Consider the following 21,802-nt stretch of genomic DNA (forward strand, 5'->3'; position numbering starts at 1 on the left):
CAAGAGTCTACCCCCTTTTTTAGATAAGCTCATCCTATGGGCATCACTTCCAAGCATCATATTTTAACAACTAACAAAACAGAATTTATGAAGCATCTGCTTTTTACGCTTGCACTAACAGCCTCTGGTCTTTTGAACTGCCAGGCGGCAACTGTTAGCAAAATACCGCAACCCAACAAGTTGTGGTACAACAAACCTGCATACGCCTTCGAAGAGTCACTGCCGATAGGCAATGGCAAACTGGGTGCGCTAATTTATGGTGGAGCCAATAATGACTCTATCCAGCTCAATGACATCACCCTTTGGACGGGTGTTCCTGTAAATCCCAACGAAGGTGGCGATGCCTTCAAGTGGATTCCAAAAATCAGAGAGGCGTTGTTTAAAGAGGATTACAAGACTGCCGATTCCCTGCAGCACTATGTACAAGGTCACAACTCGGAGTTCTATCAGCCGCTGGGCATGATCAACATCAAAGACTGCAACCAGGGCGAGTTTACGGATTATTACCGCGAACTGAGCCTCGACAACTCCCTGGCTACTGTTCATTACAGGCGCAACGGCATTCAATATACCAAAGAGTATTTTGCTTCTCATCCCGACAAGATGATTGCCATCAAGCTGAGTGCCTCCCAAAAGAGAGCCATCAACAGCGACATCTCCCTCACCTCCCTCATTCCCCATCAGGTGAAAGCATCTAGAGGACAGCTCACCATGACGGGACATGTGCTCGGTGACGAAGCCAACAGCACGCATTACTGTGCCATGCTTCAGGTGAAGAACACCGACGGAAAAGTGTGGGCAAGCGATTCAGTTCTCCATCTGAAGGATGTGAGCGAGGCTATCATCTATCTCATCAACGAAACGAGTTACAATGGCTTCGACAAGCATCCCGTGAAGGAAGGTGCTCCATACATAGAGAACGTAGCCGATGATGCCTGGCATCTTGCCAACTTTACATACGATGAATTCAAGCAGCGCCACATCGCCGACTACAAGAAGCTCTTTGACAGAGTAAGCCTGAACCTGAAAGGAGCCAAATATGATGCCACCCGCCCTACCGACAGGCAATTGCTCGCCTACAGCGACAACCACGAGAACAATCCTTATCTGGAACAGCTCTACTTCCAATATGGCAGATACCTACTCATCAGCAGCAGTAGAACCAAGGGCGTGCCAGCCAACCTGCAGGGACTCTGGGCACCAGCCCTCCGTTCGCCATGGCGCGGCAACTATACCATCAACATCAACCTGGAAGAAAATTACTGGCCGGCAGAAGTTACTAACCTACCAGAACTGGTTGCCCCGGTAAACGGATTGGTTGAAGGCATGTCGGTGACAGGCCGACACAATGCCCAGTATTTCTACGGCATCGATAAGGGATGGTGCGCCGGACACAATACAGATGCCTGGGCGATGAGCAATCCTGTGGGAACCGGAAACGAGAGTCCACAGTGGAGCAACTGGGCGATGGGTGGAGCCTGGCTCGTAGAAACCCTTTGGGATCACTACGACTATACGCGAGATACCGAATATCTTCGCAATACAGCCTACCCTTTGATGAAGGGCGCTGCCGACTTCCTGCTGGAGTGGCTTATCCCGAATCCACACAATCCAAACGAACTGATTACAGCCCCTTGCACATCGCCAGAGGCAGATTACATCACCGATAAGGGCTACCGCGGCAGCAGTTTCTATGGCGGAACCGCCGATCTCGCCATCATCCGCGAGCTCTTTAAGAACACCATCAAGGGAGCAAAAGCCCTGGGTATCGACAACGATTACCAGCAGCAGTTGCAATCGGCCCTCAATCGCCTGCGCCCTTACCACATCGGGAAGCGAGGCAATCTGATGGAGTGGTATCACGATTGGGAAGACCAGGATTGGCATCATCGCCACCAGTCACACCTGCTGGGACTCTATCCGTTCCATCAGATTTCGGTAGATAAGACTCCGGAGCTTGCTGCTGCCGCAACCAAGACTCTTGAAATCAAGGGCGATAATTCCACCGGCTGGAGTACTGGCTGGAGAATCAACCTCTGGGCGCGCCTGCATCGTGCCGACAAGGCCTACCAGATATACCGCAAGCTGCTCACCTACGTAAGCCCTGAAGTTTACAAGGATAGCAAGCACCATAGCGGTGGCACCTACCCTAACCTCTTTGATGCCCATCCACCATTCCAGATTGATGGCAACTTCGGTGGCACAGCAGGTGTATGCGAGATGCTGATGCAATGTGATGGCGAGACGATGGATTTACTCCCTGCCCTTCCTAAAGAATGGTCTGCAGGAGAGATAAAGGGTATCAAGGCTCGCGGCAATTACGAGGTTGCACTATCATGGAATAAAGGACAAGTTAAGAAAGCTATTATTACCAGCAAGAACGAAGGAAGTCTGACCGTCAATTACAACGGAAAGCAGAAAGTCCTCAACTTCAAGGCTGGAGAAACAAAATTGATCAAATAAATGAGATATATAACTTCTCTCATATTTTCATTACTATGGGTACTGAGCTCCAATGCACAAGAGTTCGGTACCCATTGGATTTCATATCCACTCCCCGATGAATCAGCAGAAGTATGGTTTAGAAAAAACTATGTCATGCCACATCGCCCACTACAGGCATTCGCAAATGTTGCCAGTACAGGCGACTACAAGATATATATAAATGAAAGAAACGTAACGGGAAGCTTAAAATTCGAAGGCATCAAGAATGATGTACTCCAATCACGCACTTTTGATATCACCCGATATCTGAAAGCCGGTGACAACGTCATTGCTGTATGGTATGCACCTCAGGGCAAGCCTAGCCATGGCAAACAGCTTTCACTGGAGATATACGGTTGGGATCAGGACAGCGTTCCTTTCCACCACCAAACTGATGGCTCCTGGCTCTGTCGACAACCCAAGGATTGCTATTCTGGAGAAAGTGAGCGTTTTGATGCCCGTACCAACATCATTGATTGGAAAACTGAAGAGTATCAACCGTATGGTTGGCATCGTCCTACAGGAAGCATGGACATTGACAGAAGTCTTCCTACAGAAGAATTCAAGGTGTGTCAATCTGAGAATAAATTAGGAAAAGTCCTCAAACCCATTCGTACCTATAACGACTCTTTAGGCTACAATATTGACTTTGGTCGTCCCTTCTATGGCACCATCCGTATTACCATCAGAGAGGCCCACAGAGGAGAAAAACTGAACATCAATGGGTTTCAATACGTTTGCAACGGAGAATTGGATGAACAGGCTTTCTTCCGCTTCAGATTTCAAAATCAAAGAATCTATACCCTCACATGGAATGGCAGATTCAAAAAAAGCAATATCGTAAATATTGAAGGATTAGAGATTTCGGAATAAGCTAGCAAGCTTTTCGAAATCTCTTTTTTATTATGCTAAAAAACTTTGTTGCACCAAATAAAAAAGACTTTGGAAATCATATCTTCCAAAGTCTCAAACTAAACTGAATTTAATCTTCCAAATCGGCAAGCAACTGCTCTGCCACTTCGCAAAGCTCACCATACCATTCCTTACCGAACTTCTCAATCAGCGGACCTTCCAGGAACTTATAAACCGGAAGGTTCAACTCCTCACCCTTCTTGATGGCATCCTTGCAGATGCGCCACTTGTTATAGTTGATGCCATACACCTCGTTGCCGAAATCCTTGGCACGGATTGGATACAAAGCACAGGAGATAGGCTTCTTGAACTTCGACTTTCCTTCGCGATAAGCACGCTCCAAGGCACAGAGACAACAGTTAGGAATCGTATGTCCATCGCCCAGGTCTTTCAAATCCTGATAGCAGGTAAACACACAATCCTTACCATTCACGATACTCGTTACCAAATCGCCTTCAATATCGGTATAAGCCACGCCCTGCTTATCTATGATAGCCTGGGCAGAAGCCGAGAGATCATCCCAAACCACATCCAGCGCATCCTCAATCTCCATAATCTCCTCCAGGGTAACAGGAGCTCCCGCATCGCCTTCAATGCAGCATTCGCCCTTGCAGGCATCAAGGTCGCAACAGAATTTTTCGGTGATAATATCAGGTGAAACCAACACGTTGCCCACCTGCAGAATACGCAGTTCGTCTTTCTTCATAATGTTTTTTGAGATGAATAAATTTCTTTGAGTGTATAATAAAAATAATGATAGCTACCCATGAGTGGATAGCTATAAATTGATAGGTGTACCTACCATTGGATAGGCGCAATTCCGTTCTGCTGCAGATACGCATTGCAGCGGGAGAAATGATGATTGCCAAACCATCCGCCTCTGTTGGCTGATAATGGCGAAGGATGAACGCTTTCCAATATCAGATGCTTGCTTGTATCGATGAGCTTCGCCTTGCTCCGGGCATAACCGCCCCAAAGGATAAACACCAGGTGCTCCTTATCCTTGCTGAGCGCCTTGATGGCAGCATCGGTAAACTCCTCCCAGCCTTTGCGCTGATGACTCGCAGCCTGATGGGCACGAACGGTCAACGTGGCGTTGAGCAACAGGACTCCCTGCTTTGCCCAGCGGGTTAAATCGCCCGTGGCTGGCATCGGAGTACCGAGATCCATCTGAATCTCCTTGAATATATTAATCAATGATGGCGGAAAAGTGATTCCGTCCGGCACAGAGAAACTCAGTCCCATCGCCTGACCCGGCTCATGGTATGGATCCTGTCCGATAATCACTACCTTCACATCATCAAAAGGACAGAGATTGAAGGCATTGAAAATCAAGCGGCCAGGAGGATAACAGGGCGTACGCAGGTATTCCTCTTTCACGAAGTTGGTGAGGTCAACAAAATACTGCTTGTCGAACTCTTCTCCTATATGCTGTTTCCAACTTTCTTCTATCTTTACGTTCATGCTTAATATAAATTCAAAAGTATCTTAAGATACTTACGCAAGTATCCTAAGATACTTGGCCAAGTATCTTAGGATACTTTTTTGAGGTATATAAAATCGTTTTTACTTGTTGTCAGAAATCAAGTTCTCACCAGTCATATCAGCTGGCTGCTCCAAACCCATGATGTGGAGGATAGAAGGAGCAACGTCTGCCAAACGGCCATCCTTAACGGTAGCTGAGTTGTTGTCAGTTACGTAGATGAATGGAACTGGGTTCAAAGAGTGAGCAGTGTTTGGTGTACCGTCCTCGTTGATAGCGTGGTCTGCATTACCGTGGTCAGCGATGATGATAGCCTCATAATCGTTAGCCTTGGCAGCCTCGATAACGTCCTTTACACAGTTGTCAACAGCGTGAACAGCCTTAGCGATAGCGTTGTAGATACCTGTGTGACCTACCATATCACCATTAGCGAAGTTTACAACGATAAAGTCGTACTCCTGAGTGTTGATAGCACCAACCAACTTATCCTTTACCTCGTAAGCGCTCATCTCTGGCTTCAGGTCGTATGTAGCTACCTTTGGAGAAGGAACCAGGATACGGTCCTCGCCCTCGTATGGAGTCTCACGACCACCATTGAAGAAGAATGTTACGTGAGCATACTTCTCTGTCTCTGCAGTGTGGAGCTGCTTCTTGCCCTGTGCGCTCAAGTACTCGCCGAGAGTATTCATTACGTTCTCCTTAGGGAAGAGGATGTGAACGCCCTGGAAGCTTGCATCGTATGGAGTCATGCAGTAGTACTGCAAGTCCTTGATGGTGTGCATGCCTTCCTCTGGCATATCCTGCTGAGTCAATACCTGTGTCAACTCCTTGGCACGGTCGTTACGGTAGTTGATGAAGATAACAACATCACCCTCCTGAATAGTACCGTCAACCTTAGAGTTATTGATTGGCTTGATGAACTCGTCTGTTACGTCCTCATCATAGCTTTCCTGCATTGCCTTCACCATATCGTCAGCCTGCTTACCCTTACCCTCAACGAGCAAGTCGTATGCTTCCTTCACACGGTTCCAGCGCTTGTCACGGTCCATAGCATAGAAACGACCTACGATGCTTGCGATGTGTGCACCGTTCTTGTCGCAGCAAGCCTGCACCTCCTCGATGAAGCCCTTACCGCTCTTTGGGTCTGTATCACGGCCATCCATGAAGCAGTGAACGTATGTCTCCTTCAAACCATATTCCTTACCAATCTCAATCAACTTGAAAAGGTGATCCAAAGAAGAGTGAACACCACCGGTAGAAGTCAAGCCCATCAAGTGGAGTTTCTTACCAGTCTTCTGAGCATAGCTGTAAGCGTTGATGATCTCCTGATTCTTCAAGATGTCACCGCTCTCGCAAGCCTTGTTGATCTTAACGAGGTCCTGATATACCACACGACCAGCACCGATGTTGAGGTGACCTACCTCAGAGTTACCCATCTGACCGTTAGGAAGACCTACGTCCTCGCCACAAGTCTGGAGAGTAGAATGTGCAGAAACTGCTGTCAAATAATCGAGATAAGGAGTTGGAGTCTTGAAGATAACATCACCCTTATCATGCTTACCGATTCCCCATCCGTCGAGAATCATTAAAAGAGCTTTTTTTGCCATAATTACATAAAATAATTTAAATTCGAATTTCGACTGCAAAGTTACAACAAAATAGGTGAAGGACAAAATAAATTAAGATAAAAAAACTTCCACCTTTCTAAAAAGATGAGAGTTGATAACAAGATCAACAGGTTCGCAGGATATATCCCTTCTTGATGACGGCTTCGATGCTTACCTTTTCATCCAGGTTCAATGCACGTCGAAGATAGGTAATCTGCACGTTCAGGGCAAGGGAATTGGAGTATGAGTCATCCCCCCAGACTTCATTCAGTATGAAATCCCGCTCTACAAGCTGGTTCTGGTTCTCGGCAAGAAGCTTCAGAATTTCAGCTTGACGAGATGTGATGACTACTCTGGAATTACCACATAGCAGTTCATTCTGCGCATAGTAGAAGGCTATGGAACCGATAAAAACAGCAGTTTCTTCACCTTTGTCGTCTTCTTTCGGTTGCTTCAACTCATAAATCATATTCTTCAGGAACTCATGGCGAATGCCATCAATGCGTTTCTGGAAGACTATGGTCTTAACCAGATAATACAGACATCCTATCAATATGAAAAAGAGAAAGATGCTTCCTATCAATTGCCACATCATGGCTTTGAGCGTTCGAGTAATAGGAATGGGCACCTGAAAAGAAATACCTTGGCGAAACATTGGGTTCGTCTGATACTTTACCGTCACCACACGTGACCATCTGCCTTCGACATCATATTTTGCATTCAGGAAGACGGTCTTGTAATCCAGATGACGAAAAAAGGATATCTTCCCATATCCCTTATCATCCAGTAATCTTTGATAAGAAGCCAACGAGGGATGCTTACCTATATTAGCCAGATATCTGCTAATGATGAGATAAGCATCATCACCCGTAAGATCAGGATCATTCAAACGGACAAGAAAGCGGTGATTGTTCCAAAAAGAAAGCGTTGTACGGCTACATCCCTTCTTCATATCATATTCAGATTCTACCTTGAGCATAATCGTATCTCTTCTACCTTTCGTAGATGAATTTTCCTGTAACTTTTTTCTATTCTTCAAATCTTGCGCCAACACCTCATCACAATCCCTCTTGAATTGCTCTACCTGCTGGTCTAAGCTATATTGACATTGAAGATGGAGCCAATAAGCCTGCGTGCAGAACAACAATGCGATTGCTACTCCACATACCATCCATACTATTTTCAGCTTACTGTTACTGTTCATACTTTCCTAATCTTTTGAATTTTGACGGCAAAGTTACTGAAAAATCCGTAAACAAAGGCAAGAGTAATAAAATAATAATAGGCGAAAAGAAGCAAAAGTAATAACTCAGTAACAGAAATCATCGATTTCATCGGATGATCTCAGTACCTTTGCATCACAAAAACGAAAGAAACAGATAAAACAATGAATAATAGACGAAGATTATGAAAAAGGTATTATTAATAGCATGGCTTGCATTATATGCTTGCATGCTCCAAGCTCAAACAGTAAACCTGTTCGATGAATCAAGCATTGGCATGGGAGATTCCATTGATCAGGTAAAGTATCAGGTAGTATATGATGCCGAGTATATTTACGAAAAGAAATATACCAAGACCGACACCCTCATTGGCCGCATCGAAGAGAAAATGCTCTTGCAGATTGGCAACAAGTATTCCGCATTCTACAGTTATCCGATATTCCAAAGAGACTCTACCATCTCCGCAAATATGGGAAAAGGAATACCTGTCAATTTCTCCGGTAATGGCGGACAGATTAATTGGAAAGTATATAAGAACTATCCAGAACCGGGCAAGACTGCCTATCTCGATTTCTTTGCTGCCGACAGATATGTGTGCATAGAGCCGATGGAACCGATAGACTGGCAACTCACAGACAGTATCGATTACATCTGCAGTTACGAGTGCCACCAGGCTATTGCCAAGTTTAAGGGTAGAACATGGATTGCATGGTACACGGAAGACATCCCTATTGACAATGGTCCCTGGAAGCTGAGCGGACTGCCGGGATTGATTCTCAAGGCTCACGACTCCGAGAACGATTATGGATTTACAGCTGTAGGACTCACAACAGGCAAAGGCTCCATACCTATCTATTATAAAGGTAAGACTTTCGAGCCTATCGACCGTAAATCATTGACCTCCATTTACAAGAAATACTATGCCGATCCAATCGGTTATCTGCTTCAAGATGCCAAGTATGCTGCAATTGTAAAGATCAAGGATGAAAAAGGAAATATCCTGAAGCATTCCAAGCGTGCTGAGCCATACAATCCGATTGAAAGATAATTAGCAGTTTACTTTTTTGCCACACAAGCGTCTTAAAGACATCAACAAGATAAGTGTCTAAGGTAAAATAGAAAAGAGAGAAAAAAAATGAAGAAAATAATAGTTCTTTTCACTATTCTGTTCGTGGCGTGCCATGCGTTTGCCCAAGAGAAGATTAGCGGTTATGTGGAAGATTCACTTACACACAACCGTCTGACCAACGTATCGGTTACGCTGCTCCGCAATGGAAAGCCCTTGAAGTTTACACGCAGCAAGGAAGACGGAACTTTCCTGATTCCCATAGCACAAAAGCAAACTGGCGATATGCTGCAAGCTTCCTATATGGGCTATAAAAAGCAAAAAACGGCGATTTCATCGGGAAAAGAAACCATCATCAGTATGGCTTCAACAGCCTTTGTCCTGAAGGAAGTACAGGTAAAAGGCTCTCGCATCACGGGTCGAGACACCATTTCTTTCGATCTCACCCGCTTTACCAACGAACGAGATAACTCCCTGAAAGATGTACTGAAAAAGCTGCCAGGCGTGGATATAGAGAAGAATGGCCGTATCAACTACAATGGCAAGCCCATCAACCGATTCACAGTAGAAGGTCTCGACCTGACCGGTGGCAAATATAACCAGCTGGAAGAAAACATCAAGGCAAAAGATGTGAAAAAGGCCGAAGTCATCGAGCATGACCAACCTATCCAAGCGCTCCAGAACAAGACCTTTACGGATAATGTAGCGATGAACATCGCCCTGAAGGATAGTGCCAGAGACAAACTGTTGCCTACCATCAAGCCCTATCTGCTGGTTGGGAGTCCTACCCACGTAGGCGGAAGCATCAATATCATGCAAATTGGCAAGAAGAAACAGATGATGTATGATGCAGAATACGACAGAACAGGCAAAAATCTCGGCTATGCACTTAACCAACTCGCATCTTACAGCAATCGTCTGGCTCCTGCCTCCCTTCCATCATGGATATCAGTACCATCGCTTGACGCTCCTATCGACGAAGAACGCCTGCGCTTCAACACCTCACAAAAATACTCCATCAACCATATCAAGAAGAACAAGGACGATGCTGAGACTCGCATAGAAGCCAACTATCTTCGTACGGTAACCAGACAAGAACGAGAGAACATGAGTATCTATGACCTCGGCGGCGAAGCTCCCACAATTACCACGGAGCACAACCAAAAGACGATGATCAGCGATGCCTTCAATCTGCAATGGGAGAACAAGGTAAACAAGGCTGAGCATTATGGCAACGAGAGCATCAGCCTCAGCACAGCACAAAGCGACGGTTTGTCAAACATCAACGACACGCTTACCCAACGTGTCCGCATCCCAAAGCTCGACCTCTCGGCAAGTATCTACCGCCTCTTCGTCTTCAAGAAAAGTCAACTCTCTTGGCGTAGCACTGCCGACTATCACCATGGTGTGGCGGACCTCTACGTTAACGACGAGCGCAATCGCATCCGCACCAACCTTTGGCATACAGCCCACGCCTTACAGTGGATGAAGAATCGCTTCCACTGGACACAGGAATATAGAATGAGTATCGACCTCAACAACATCTATGCGAAATATCAGGAAAGAAGCGATGAAATCGGCAAAAACAACGGATTCATAGAAAACAGTCACGATGAAATCGGCAAAAACACTCTTAACATCACAGGGAAGTTCACCACTTTCTGGCAATACAAGACCGAGACGTTCCGTATGTCGTTCTCTCCCGATTTCATCTGGGAACGCTTCACCTATCCACAGAAAACTCTACTTACCATATCACCCTACCTTTACTTATATAAGAAATTGGATTTCCGTAGAGAGTTGACTATCTACACAGGATACAGTACCGGAACAGGCAATGCCACCAACTACGCCATGAAGCAATATCGCAAAAGTTATCGCTCTTGGTACACTTCGAGCGACATCATTCCGATAACTCGCTCTCTTTATGGCAAGTTGAGTTACGACTACAAGCGCCCTATCAAGGAAATCTTCTTCAGCGCATCGGTCAATGCCAGCAAAAACTGGATGAACACGGCATCCGACCTACGCATCGAGGATGGCAAATACTATACCTCATTATATAAGCAGGACAGCAAGAGCAACAATCTAGGGGCATCACTCTATATCTCCAAGGGTTTCTACGACCTTCATCTGAAGACCCGCCTGGAGGGCAGTTACAACTACAGCAAGGGTGAGCAATACAGCAGCGGCAAAGCCATCAGCTACACCGCCGACAACTATACTGTGAAGCCTAGCATCGACTTCTCGCCGTCCTGGTGTGCCTTTAGCTATGAGGGAGAATTCTCTTTTTACAACTCGAAACGTCAAAAAATGGCGAAGTCATCGTTATTTAATTGGCGTCAAAGCGTATCTGCCACCGCTACCATCAGCCATGTGGACCTCTCCTTCTCGCTCGTACATTATCGCAATAAGCTGCAAGAGGGCAGCCACCTTAACACCCTCCTTGGCGATGCTTCGGCAGTATGGAGAATGAAAAAGCTCCGCCTTTCTGCAGAGCTTCGAAACCTTTTCAACAAGAAGAATTATATGGAAACCATCTATAGCGGCATCAGCACATTGACCGACAGCTATCATCTTCGCCCTCGCGAACTGATGATTTCCGCCCAGTATTCCTTCTAAACAAGAACTCCCATCTCAGAAAAGAGACGGGAGTTCTTTGCTTTTAAGGATAAGAGACAAGGTTATAAGGGATTTTGACTTTTTAATTAATTTTTATTTGGAACATAACATTATTTTTTGTATCTTTGCAACTGATAATATCTTATTATTATCCCAATGATTATGCAAGAAACGAATAATATATTAGCAATATTAGACAACTACCTCCACGACAATCCTGATGAGATTGCAAAGGAGATGGCAAACGACTTCAGAAAACGAAGAATAGAGAAGAATCTGACACGTGAGCAAGTGGCAGACAAGTCAGGCGTTGCAGTCAGCAACATCACCAGATTCGAACAAAAGGGCCTCATCTCCCTCAAAAATCTGATAGGTATCGCCATAGCTTTGGAATACACATCAGAAATCAAGAACGTCTTCTCGCAACCCAAGTACTCCACCATGGAGGAGTTGCAACAGATAAAAAGAAACGCTAACAAGAAAAAGGCTTACAGACAATGAAACGTATAGAATCTTTAGCCGTGAAATATCACCAGGAGAAAGTCGGCACACTGTCATTGAGTGCCGATGGAAAGGTATGCACCTTCGAATATGACAATCAGTGGTTAGCATCAGGCTTTAGTATATCTCCGTTGGAATTGCCACTGAAGCCTGGTCTTTTCATTGCCAAAGCCACCCCTTTCAACGGGAACTTTGGCATCTTCGAAGACAGCCTTCCCGATGGATATGGTAGATACCTATTGCATAAAGCCTTGCTAAAAGAGGGCATCAACGACTTTGAGCTATCTGCTCTCGACCGACTGAGCATCGTGGGCAATGGAGGTATGGGCGCATTGACCTACGAACCTATAACTTCTATCCAAACTGGACACGAGATTGATGACTTTGACCTTTTACAAGCCAAAGCCTTGGAAGTATTGAAGGAGCAACAGGATAATGACGCAGGATTATTATTATATAATAGTGGTAATAGTGGCGGTTGTCGCCCGAAAGCCATTTTCACAAATGAGGATGTTCATTGGTTGGTCAAGTTTCGCCATACCTATGACCCTCAAGATATGGGAAAGCAAGAGTATCATTATAATGAGATAGCCAAGCAATGTGGTATCCAAGTACCCGACTTCAAACTGGTAAGCAACAAGTATTTTGCCTGCCGTCGCTTCGACATTTCTCCAACAGGCGAACGCATTCACGTAGCCACAGCTGGAGCCTTGCTCAACGTTTCCCTTTCCAACCCCATTCTCGATTATCTCAACCTTTTGGCGCTTACAGGTTATCTTACCCAGAGCCAGGAGGATGTGGAAGAGATGTTCCGCCGCATGGTTTTCAATTATATAATGGACAACAAGGACGACCACTGCAAGAACTTCTCTTTCTTGGTTCAGAAAGAGAGCGATGGCAAATGGCACTGGCATTTAGCTCCTGCCTACGACCTCACCCATTGCACCGAGGGATATAATGGAGAACACGCAACATCTGTAAATGGAACTGGGCATCCGACCGTAGAGGATATGATTGCCGTTGGCGTAAAGAATAAAATGAAGGAAAAGAGATGCCGCGAAATCTACGAAGAGATATCTTTACAGGTTAAGTCTGGTGAGAATATCTTTTAAGGGAAGATTTTCAATCTCTTCTTTCCCCATTTTACGGGTGTTTCTTCTAGATTGCCTCGTTCTAGAGTATTATTCACATAGACTACTTCTGCTTCAGATAATCCAACTGACCGTCATTATTCTGTTTACCTTTTCCCTATCTCTGCGTCTTACTCGTAAATAAGCATCAAAAAATAAATAGAGAACATGAAGAAACTTACATTGATTTTCGCAGCCATCCTCGCCTTAGGCAGCCTGACCGCAAAAGCACAGATGAGATCGGGCGTGGACACACTCACCCTCGACCAAGTGAAGTATCGCATCACCTACGATGCAAAACAGGTAAACGACACCACAGAAATGCCGTATATCTATCGCAAGGCACAGATGCGACTCGACATCGGTAGCAACATCACTCACTTCTATAACCAGTCCGAGGAGCAATGGGGACAGCAAGTCTTACAAATGATGCTTTCAGGCGGTGTCATTGACCTAAGAAAAGCCAAGCCGGTAAAATGCATGGACTTTGAATTCCTCAAGAACTACCCAAAGAACGGTCAGACCCTATTTCAAGAATCGTGGGCTTTGAGAACCTATCACTGCATCGAAAAGGCCGAGACTCCTGATTGGCAACTCATCCCAGACAGCACCACAACCATCATCGGCTATCATTGCCAACTCGCCAAGACCAACTTCAAGGGAAGAACTTGGTTAGCTTGGTATGCTGAGGATATCCCTGTGTCAGAAGGTCCTTGGAAACTCTGCGGTCTGCCTGGTCTCATACTCCGTGCCTACGATGCACAGCAACAATTCTATCTCAACGCCATCGGACTGGAAGACTTGAAAGGCAAGGAGACTCTCAAATACGCCAAGCCAGAAAAGGCTGAGAAAGTTTCCCAGTCTGACCTCACCAAAATCAAGCAGAGAGACGATGGAAGCGAGATACTAAGAGATGAAAAATGGACAGATGAGAATGGAAAACCTATCAAACCAAAAGCAAGGAAACGTGTATTCAATCCAATCGAGCGATAGGGACATCTCAAAGGCTTTCCATTTCAGATTTTTGCGAGTTTTTACAAAAATCTGAAATAGAAAGCTTATTTTCTTGTTCTTATCGACAATTTATTGTACTTTTGCAAAAAGATTTCTGAAACAACAAATGTAAAGTTGATAATTTGACGATAACAATATGATTTATACAAGCAAGAAAATCATCATATTTCTGTTCACTATCATGCAGCTAGCCATTCTCGCCAGTTGCATGGACTCAGGATATCGCCTATCCTTCCCTGAGATAGACGACCTTGCCGACGAATACCCAGCACAAGCCAAGGTATTTCTCTCTCGTGCTGACAGCAACGACGACAAAGGCTACTATAAGCTCTTAACAGCCAAGATAGAGTATCAACTCAAGGGTTACATCTATAAAGAAAACGACATAGACGATGCCATCAACATCTTCGTGAACGAAAAGGATGAGCCCCTTCTTGCACGTTCCTTATATTATAAGGGAGCCTCGATACTCAACAACTATCGAGATACCACAAAAGCCATCAAATGGTTCTCACAGGCCATCGCCTACGATAGCAACATGAGAGAAAAGGAGAAGCTGGATATGTACGACATATTGTGTCGCATTACCCACCAAAACATTTACACCGTAGAGTTAGAAGACGAGGCTCGCCAAACCAACAATATCCGCTACCGTGCCTGGGCACTACTCTATCGTGGCATCAACAACCAAGATCAAGAACTTGCCAACCAAGCTTTCGAAGTTGCTAATCAAATAAAAGAGAACAAGGACAGCACCTTGGGACCCATGTACTATCATTACTTCCAAGCCTTGATGGACAGGGGCGATGTGCCTGATTCCATCTTGATAAGCTATGCAAAGAAAGCGCAAGACAATCACGGGGTAAAATATGACAACAACATCGATTTCTATCGCTTGCTCACAAGAAACAGCAAGGAAACCCATGCCTTCGCCATGCAGCATATCAAAGAAAACTATAGCATAAATCAAGAATACATACAGCCATGGGGATCCTATTCCTTTGCTTTAGGATATAAGTATTATCTCCCCTTATATTTTCTCTCCCTACAAAAAGGAGATACGCTCATGGCAAAGCGTGTTGCCCACGAACTACGACAAGAAGCTCCTTTGCTTGTCAAATACGAAAACTTAGGAAAGGAAAAGCAAGTAAAACTGATGTACGAGGGTGGTAACACCCGTTATCGCTATGAAAAGGTTAAGACCTATATATTTGTAGGAATCATCATCGTGCTCATCATTCTCCTGACGATGACTTACCTCTCTATTTCCAGAATCCGAAAGGCTCACCAAACTATAAAAAACTTGCATGAGTCACTGCACCAGTTAAAAGATGTGGAGAACTCTTCGTTATCGGAGCAATGCGAACGATTAAACCACGAAATCACCACCCAGCTTCGCAAACTGAAACGTCGTGACAAGGACATCGAGGAATACAAGGCTCAAATTACCGAGCTCACAGACATCAGCCAAGGCTTGGTGTATTATTCGATGACTATACAAAATCAAAACATCAGCCAGATAGGTAAGCAAGGCATCCGACAACTTCTCGCCAGCTTCAAGGTGATAGACGAGACGTATAACAAACGATTGGAGAACTACGACTTGAATCCATCACAAAGCCTCTTCTGCATCCTCTACCATATCGGCAAGAGCGATGAGGAAGTGATGCAAATCCTGCAATACTCTCTCTCGAATATCAGGGTAAGAAAGTCGAGAATCAAGAGTGACACTGGAGCAGAGTCATTTGACGACATCATCAGATAAGCACTCCCATAAGTTTTTCGCTATACTCCATTAACTTATCGAAGCATTACAAAAAGCTTGTATTTTAAGTTTTTTCTAATCGTAACTCGCTCGCTATCAATACATCTGTACTCACTGGCATGTAATTCCGATTTGGCTATCTCTATCATTTGTGTTACCTTTGCATCCGAAATTCAAAACATCAAACGACTATGAGAAGAATAACATTATTATTAGCAGCCATACTCACAGTATGCAGCTTGAATGCTCAGAAAGGCAACAAAAATGAGAAAGTGGTCAATATTGACAAGGTAAACTATCGCATCACCTACAATGGAAAAATGGTACCAGATACCACAGCAGTTCCCTACAACTATTGGGAGAGCGAAATGCGACTGGACATCGGTAGCAAGACAACTCATTTCTATGATAGAACCAAGCAAATATCCGATTCTATCATGGATGAACAAGCTAAGACGGGGCAATATGACATGAGTAAAATTCCTAGAGGTGGCAGAATCCGTTGGGAATTCTACAAGAACTATCCATCAAAGGGGCAAACAACTTTACTGGACAAAGTCCTTGGTAACTATTACCAATGTACAGAAAAAATCGAGGTACCAAACTGGCAGCTTATCCCAGATAGCACAACTACCATCATCGGCTATAAATGCCTGCTGGCAAAAGCACTCTTCAAAGGCAGGACCTGGTATGCCTGGTACTCAGAAGACATACCTATAAGCGAAGGACCTTGGAAAATTTCTGGACTGCCTGGTCTTGTTCTACTTGCTTACGACCAGAACAAACAATACATATTCAATGCTATCGGTATGAGCACATTGAATGGGACCGAAAGCATAACTTTCACGGAAAAGGCAAGAGAGAAAGTAACACAGAAAGAGTTAAGAGAGGCTAAGCATAAATTTGATGGCGCAGAAGCTCTCAAAGCAACAGCGAGAAAAACTGGAGTTACGTTTAAGAAATTACCCGAAGGTGCCATCAAGGCTCTAAACCGAAGCAACAAGGGCAACCCTATCGAGCTGGAGTAACTCCAGCTCGATTAACAGATCGTATCTACATCATAACAACAAACGGACAACATAAGAATGAAAAGATTTATATTCATCACTTGTTTGGTATTCATTGGAATCATCGGAATATCAGCCAAGAAAGAACAAACTCCCATCCATCGCTTGATACTGCAGGGCGACAGTTGCATGAACGAGCATGACTCGTTCCATGCCATCACCTATTACCAGCAATATATCAATGAGCATCCACACGATTTGAATGTTCTCAGAAAGCTCGCTTCTTGCTATCGTCTTCGTGGCGACAACAAAAACTGCATCGCCTGCATGGATAGCATTCCTAACGACAGTCTCAACCATGAAGACTTGCGCATGATGTTCTATTCCTATCTTAATCTTGGCGATAAAAAAAAGGTAGAATCATATGGCATGACTATCTATGGCAAATACCCATACGACGGGGAGGTATTTGCCACCCTACTTCAGCAATGGAACAACCATGGGAAGCCTGAAATGGTTTCAGCTTTCGCCTTGTCGTATGTTGAAAAACGTGACTCCACGAATATTCTCATCAACAAGGAGCTTGCCTATTCACTCTATTTACAGCTTAGATACGAGCAAGCCATCCCTAGATACAAGAAGCTTATAGCCGATGGATTCGACAATTTTGAGTCTAACCTCGTCATAGGATTGTGCTATTATAACTTGGAAAAGTACCGAGAAGCCTATACCTATCTGAACAAGGCGGCAGAGATGAAGAAAGACAACCCAAATATGAACTGTCTCTTCTACTTGGGCATGACTTGCAAGAAGATTTCCGAACAGACTAAGAACGTCGTGGAAAAGGAAACCATGGCAAGACACGCCATCATCAACCTGGAACGGTCTATAACCGTGGCTTACCCTCGCAGCCGTGGACTATATGTAAACCAGCAACTTGCTGAGCTTTATTACTATAAATTGGAATACGAGAATGCAGGTCATGCCTTCGCCCAGTGCATCGAATATGATGACGAGGACGATCCTCACAACTATTATAATGCTGCGCAAATGTATATCGGAGCCAAGATGAAGCCACAGGCAAAACTCTATCTCCAGATGTTCTTGGCAAAAGCTGATAAGTTGAAGGATGAAAAGGAAAAAGCTAAACTTACAGCGAAAGTAAAGGAGCAACTAAAAGGAATGTAAAATAAAACAGATAACTTTTTAGTTTACTCTTCGCTAGTTTTAGCGTCTATTAAAAAGCTACAAATAGCTACATTTTTTTTGCAGAGTGCCACAAAAAGTATAACTTTGCAAGCAGATTAACAGATAAAGGCAGAATTATGAAGAAAATCATCTTAGCTTTAGCAACCTTGCTCTTTATGGGAAGTGCTGCAACAAAAGCACAAGTCACAAAAGTCACTGTACGCTCTATCTCGGGAAACAGTAAGGAGGAAGTCGAGAACATCGACAACGCCAAGTATCGCATTACCTATGAGGGGAAATGGGTGAACAATCCTTCCATCAAACCCTTCATCTACACGGATAGCGAGATGCGCCTCGACATTGGTGAAAAGGCGACCAGCTTCTATGACAGAACGAAACAGGTAAAGGATTCACTCATGGTCGAAAAAGCCAAGACTGGCAATTTCGACTTCTCAGATTTACCTAAAGGTGGAAGATTCCCGTTCTCCTACTACAAGAACTATCCATCTACTGGCAAATCCATCCAATTGGAATCTGTCGGCACTACAGATTACAAATGCACAGAGAACGTGGAGACACCCGACTGGCAACTCATCCCCGACAGCGCAACAACCATCATCGGCAATCATTGCCAACTAGCCAAGACCAACTTCAAGGGAAGAACTTGGTATGCATGGTACGCCGAAGACATTCCTTTTCCAGAAGGTCCTTGGAAGCTGATTGGACTGCCGGGCTTGACACTGAAAGCATACGATGAAAACAAAGAATATTCATTCACAGCCATCGGCATGAGTACGTTGACAGCACCAACACCTATCACGTTCCCCAAGGCTAAGAGAGAAGAGATCTGCCAAAAAGACCTCAGAGAATTCAAAAAGAAGTTTACGCCAGGAATGGTATTGGAAACATTAAACATCAAGAACATAAAAATACAGGACGAAAAGGGCAACCCAATTGACATGAAGAAATTCATGAATAAGAAGAATGTCTTCAATCCGATTGAACTTCAATAATAAATGAAGAGAATAATTATCAGTTTTATCGCTTTCTTTCTCATGTTCTGCATCCCAATGGCGATGCAGAGCAAGAGAAACACTCCTATCTTACTCGATGACGACAACACTGCTACCGGGATTCATGGTTATGTAGAAGATTCATTGACCCATAACCGTCTAGCCAACGTCTCCATCACGCTGCTCCGCAATGGAAAGCCCTTGAAGTTTACACGCAGCAAGGAAGACGGAACCTTCGTGCTCCCCATCACCGAAAAGCAAGCCAACGACAAACTGCAGGCCACGTTTATGGGGTATAAAAAGACAAAAACATCGATTTCATCGGGAAAAGAAACCATTATCAGTATGGCTTCAACAGCTTTTGTCTTGAAGGAAGTACAAGTAAAAGGCTCTCGCATCACGGGTCGAGACACCATTTCTTTCGATCTCACCCGCTTTACCAACGAACGAGATAACTCCCTGAAAGATGTACTGAAAAAGCTGCCAGGCGTGGATATAGAGAAGAATGGCCGTATCAACTACAATGGCAAGCCCATCAACCGATTCACAGTAGAAGGGCTCGACCTGACCGGTGGCAAATATAACCAGCTGGAAGAAAACATCAAGGCAAAAGATGTGAAAAAGGCCGAAGTCATCGAGCATGACCAACCTATCCAAGCGCTCCAGAACAAGACCTTTACGGATAATGTAGCGATGAACATCGCCCTGAAGGATAGTGCCAGAGACAAACTGTTGCCTACCATCAAGCCCTATCTGCTGGTTGGGAGTCCTACCCACGTAGGCGGAAGCATCAATATCATGCAAATTGGCAAGAAGAAACAGATGATGTATGATGCAGAATACGACAGGACAGGCAAGAATCTCGGCTATGCACTTAACCAACTCGCATCTTACAGCAATCGTCTGGCTCCTGCCTCCCTTCCATCATGGATATCAGTACCATCGCTTGACGCTCCTATCGACGAAGAACGCCTGCGCTTCAACACCTCGCAAAAATACTCCATCAACCATATCAAGAAGAACAAGGACGATGCAGAGACTCGCATAGAAGCCAACTATCTTCGTACGGTAACCCGACAAGAGCGAGAGAACATGAGTATCTACGACCTCGGTGGCGAAGCTCCCACAGTTACCACGGAGCACAACCACAAGACAATGATCAGCGATGCCTTCAATCTGCAATGGGAGAACAAGGTAAACAAGACTGAGCATTATGGCAACGAGAGCATCAGCCTCAGCGCAGCACAAAGCGACGGTTTGTCAAACATCAACGACACGCTTACCCAACGTGTCCGCATCCCAAAGCTCGACCTCTCGGCAAGTATCTACCGCCTCTTCGTCTTCAAGAAAAGTCAACTCTCTTGGCGTAGCACTGCCGACTATCACCATGGTGTAGCGGACCTCTACGTTAACGACGAGCGCAATCGCATCCGCACCAACCTTTGGCATACTGCCCACGCCTTACAGTGGATGAGGAATCGCTTCCACTGGACACAGGAATATAGAATGAGTATCGACCTCAACAACATCTATGCAAAATATCAGGAAAGAAGCGATGAAATCGGCAAAAACAACGGATTCATCGAAAACAGTCACGATGAAATCGGTCAAAACAGCCTTAACATCACAGGGAAGTTCACCCCTTACTGGCAATACAAGACCGAGACGTTCCGTATGTCGTTCTCTCCCGATTTCATCTGGGAACGCTTCACCTATCCACAGAAAACTCTACTTACCGTATCACCCTACCTTTACTTATATAAGAAATTGGATTTCCGTAGAGAGTTGACTATCTACACAGGATACAGTACTGGAACGGGCAATGCCACCAACTACGCCATGAAGCAATATCGCAAAAGTTATCGCTCTTGGTACACTTCGAGCGACATCATTCCGATAACTCGCTCTCTTTATGGCAAGTTGAGTTACGACTACAAGCGCCCTATCAAGGAAATCTTCTTCAGCGCATCGGTCAATGCCAGCAAAAACTGGATGAACACGGCATCCGACCTACGCATCGAGGATGGCAAATACTATACCTCATTATATAAGCAGGACAGCAAGAGCAACAACATCGGAGGTTCGCTCTATATCTCCAAGGGTTTCTACGACCTTCATCTGAAGACCCGCCTGGAGGGCAGTTACAACTACAGCAAGGGGGAGCAATACAGCAGCGGCAAAGCCATCAGCTACACCGCGGACAACTATACTGTGAAGCCTAGCATCGACTTCTCGCCGTCCTGGTGTGCCTTTAGCTATGAGGGAGAATTCTCTTTTTACAACTCGAAACGTCAAAAAATGGCGAAGTCATCGTTATTTAATTGGCGCCAAAGCATATCTGCCACCGCTACCATCAGCCATGTGGACCTCTCCTTCTCGCTCGTACATTATCACAATAAGCTGCAAGAGGGCAGCCACCTTAACACCCTCCTTGGCGATGCCTCGGCAGTATGGAGAATGAAAAAGCTCCGCCTTTCAGCAGAGCTTCGAAACCTTTTCAACAAGAAGAATTATATGGAAACCATCTATAGCGGCATCAGTACATTGACCGACAGCTATTATCTTCGCCCTCGCGAACTGATGATTTCCGCCCAGTATTCCTTTTAAACAAGAACTCCCATCTCAGAAAAGAGACGGGAGTTCTTTGCTTTTGAGGATAGGAAAATAGGTGCCGCGAAATTTATAAAGAAATAACTTTATAGACCAAATGAGGTGAAAAATCTTCCCTTAAGGGAAAATTTTCAATCTCTTCTTCCCCCATTTTCCGGGAGTTTTTTCTAGATTATC

16 protein-coding genes are annotated in these 21,802 nt (G+C 44.8%); 12 read left to right on the forward strand and 4 right to left on the reverse strand.

Annotation, left to right across the window (positions count from 1 at the left end):
- Positions 1-87: 87 nt before the first annotated feature.
- Together ACTQ16_RS09850 and ACTQ16_RS09855 are read left to right on the forward strand one after the other, a co-directional pair.
- The gene (locus ACTQ16_RS09850) at positions 88-2,463 is read left to right on the forward strand and encodes a glycoside hydrolase family 95 protein (protein WP_441937244.1); all 2,376 of its coding nucleotides are present in this window, start codon (positions 88-90) and stop codon (positions 2,461-2,463) included.
- Complete coding sequence (locus ACTQ16_RS09855) at positions 2,464-3,357, forward strand: alpha-L-rhamnosidase N-terminal domain-containing protein (RefSeq protein WP_441937246.1); 894 nt, start codon at positions 2,464-2,466, stop codon at positions 3,355-3,357.
- Positions 3,358-3,466: 109 nt separating this feature from the next.
- On the opposite strand, the gene ACTQ16_RS09860 is transcribed toward ACTQ16_RS09855, so the two are convergent.
- The 4 genes from ACTQ16_RS09860 to ACTQ16_RS09875 all read right to left on the reverse strand — a co-directional run bounded on the left by ACTQ16_RS09860 (position 3,467) and on the right by ACTQ16_RS09875 (position 7,690).
- Entirely contained in the window at positions 3,467-4,102 is a 636-nt protein-coding gene (locus ACTQ16_RS09860; RefSeq protein WP_294967391.1) for a DUF3109 family protein, read from the reverse strand.
- Between the two features lie 92 nt (positions 4,103-4,194).
- A complete protein-coding gene (locus tag ACTQ16_RS09865; RefSeq protein ID WP_118151277.1) occupies positions 4,195-4,860 on the reverse strand; it encodes a uracil-DNA glycosylase in 666 nt (221 codons plus the stop codon).
- Positions 4,861-4,962: 102 nt separating this feature from the next.
- Complete coding sequence (gene gpmI / locus ACTQ16_RS09870) at positions 4,963-6,486, reverse strand: 2,3-bisphosphoglycerate-independent phosphoglycerate mutase (RefSeq protein ID WP_117587081.1); 1,524 nt, start codon at positions 6,484-6,486, stop codon at positions 4,963-4,965.
- A 124-nt stretch (positions 6,487-6,610) separates the two neighbouring features.
- Positions 6,611-7,690: a winged helix-turn-helix domain-containing protein gene (locus tag ACTQ16_RS09875; RefSeq protein ID WP_441937248.1), complete on the reverse strand. Its 1,080-nt coding sequence runs from the start codon at positions 7,688-7,690 to the stop codon at positions 6,611-6,613.
- A 203-nt stretch (positions 7,691-7,893) separates the two neighbouring features.
- On the opposite strand from ACTQ16_RS09875, the gene ACTQ16_RS09880 reads away from it, so the two are divergent.
- From ACTQ16_RS09880 to ACTQ16_RS09925, 10 genes are all read left to right on the forward strand, one after another.
- Positions 7,894-8,757 (forward strand): GLPGLI family protein, encoded by an 864-nt coding sequence (locus tag ACTQ16_RS09880; RefSeq protein ID WP_441937250.1) that lies wholly within the window; start codon positions 7,894-7,896, stop codon positions 8,755-8,757.
- An 87-nt stretch (positions 8,758-8,844) separates the two neighbouring features.
- Complete coding sequence (locus ACTQ16_RS09885) at positions 8,845-11,397, forward strand: hypothetical protein (protein ID WP_441937252.1); 2,553 nt, start codon at positions 8,845-8,847, stop codon at positions 11,395-11,397.
- 162 nt (positions 11,398-11,559) lie between these two features.
- Positions 11,560-11,898: a helix-turn-helix domain-containing protein gene (locus ACTQ16_RS09890; RefSeq protein WP_117587082.1), complete on the forward strand. Its 339-nt coding sequence runs from the start codon at positions 11,560-11,562 to the stop codon at positions 11,896-11,898.
- Positions 11,895-13,010 carry a type II toxin-antitoxin system HipA family toxin gene (locus ACTQ16_RS09895; protein ID WP_441937254.1) on the forward strand — a complete coding sequence of 372 codons (1,116 nt, stop codon included), beginning with the start codon at positions 11,895-11,897 and terminating at the stop codon, positions 13,008-13,010. Before ACTQ16_RS09890 ends, ACTQ16_RS09895 begins: the two co-directional genes overlap by 4 nt.
- A 186-nt stretch (positions 13,011-13,196) precedes the next feature.
- A complete protein-coding gene (locus ACTQ16_RS09900; protein WP_441937256.1) occupies positions 13,197-14,021 on the forward strand; it encodes a GLPGLI family protein in 825 nt (274 codons plus the stop codon).
- A gap of 157 nt (positions 14,022-14,178) precedes the next feature.
- On the forward strand, positions 14,179-15,807 hold the full coding sequence (locus tag ACTQ16_RS09905; protein ID WP_441937257.1) for a hypothetical protein: 1,629 nt from the start codon (positions 14,179-14,181) through the stop codon (positions 15,805-15,807).
- A gap of 191 nt (positions 15,808-15,998) precedes the next feature.
- Positions 15,999-16,835 carry a GLPGLI family protein gene (locus ACTQ16_RS09910; protein ID WP_441937258.1) on the forward strand — a complete coding sequence of 279 codons (837 nt, stop codon included), beginning with the start codon at positions 15,999-16,001 and terminating at the stop codon, positions 16,833-16,835.
- A 57-nt stretch (positions 16,836-16,892) separates the two neighbouring features.
- Positions 16,893-18,002 carry a tetratricopeptide repeat protein gene (locus ACTQ16_RS09915; protein WP_441937260.1) on the forward strand — a complete coding sequence of 370 codons (1,110 nt, stop codon included), beginning with the start codon at positions 16,893-16,895 and terminating at the stop codon, positions 18,000-18,002.
- A gap of 137 nt (positions 18,003-18,139) precedes the next feature.
- Positions 18,140-19,015 (forward strand): GLPGLI family protein, encoded by an 876-nt coding sequence (locus ACTQ16_RS09920; RefSeq protein ID WP_441937262.1) that lies wholly within the window; start codon positions 18,140-18,142, stop codon positions 19,013-19,015.
- 3 nt (positions 19,016-19,018) lie between these two features.
- On the forward strand, positions 19,019-21,622 hold the full coding sequence (locus ACTQ16_RS09925; RefSeq protein WP_441937263.1) for a hypothetical protein: 2,604 nt from the start codon (positions 19,019-19,021) through the stop codon (positions 21,620-21,622).
- Positions 21,623-21,802: the final 180 nt, after the last annotated feature.

Origin of the sequence: Prevotella sp. LCP21S3_D2, assembly GCF_052118345.1 — a bacterium.
Lineage (GTDB): Bacteria > Bacteroidota > Bacteroidia > Bacteroidales > Bacteroidaceae > Prevotella.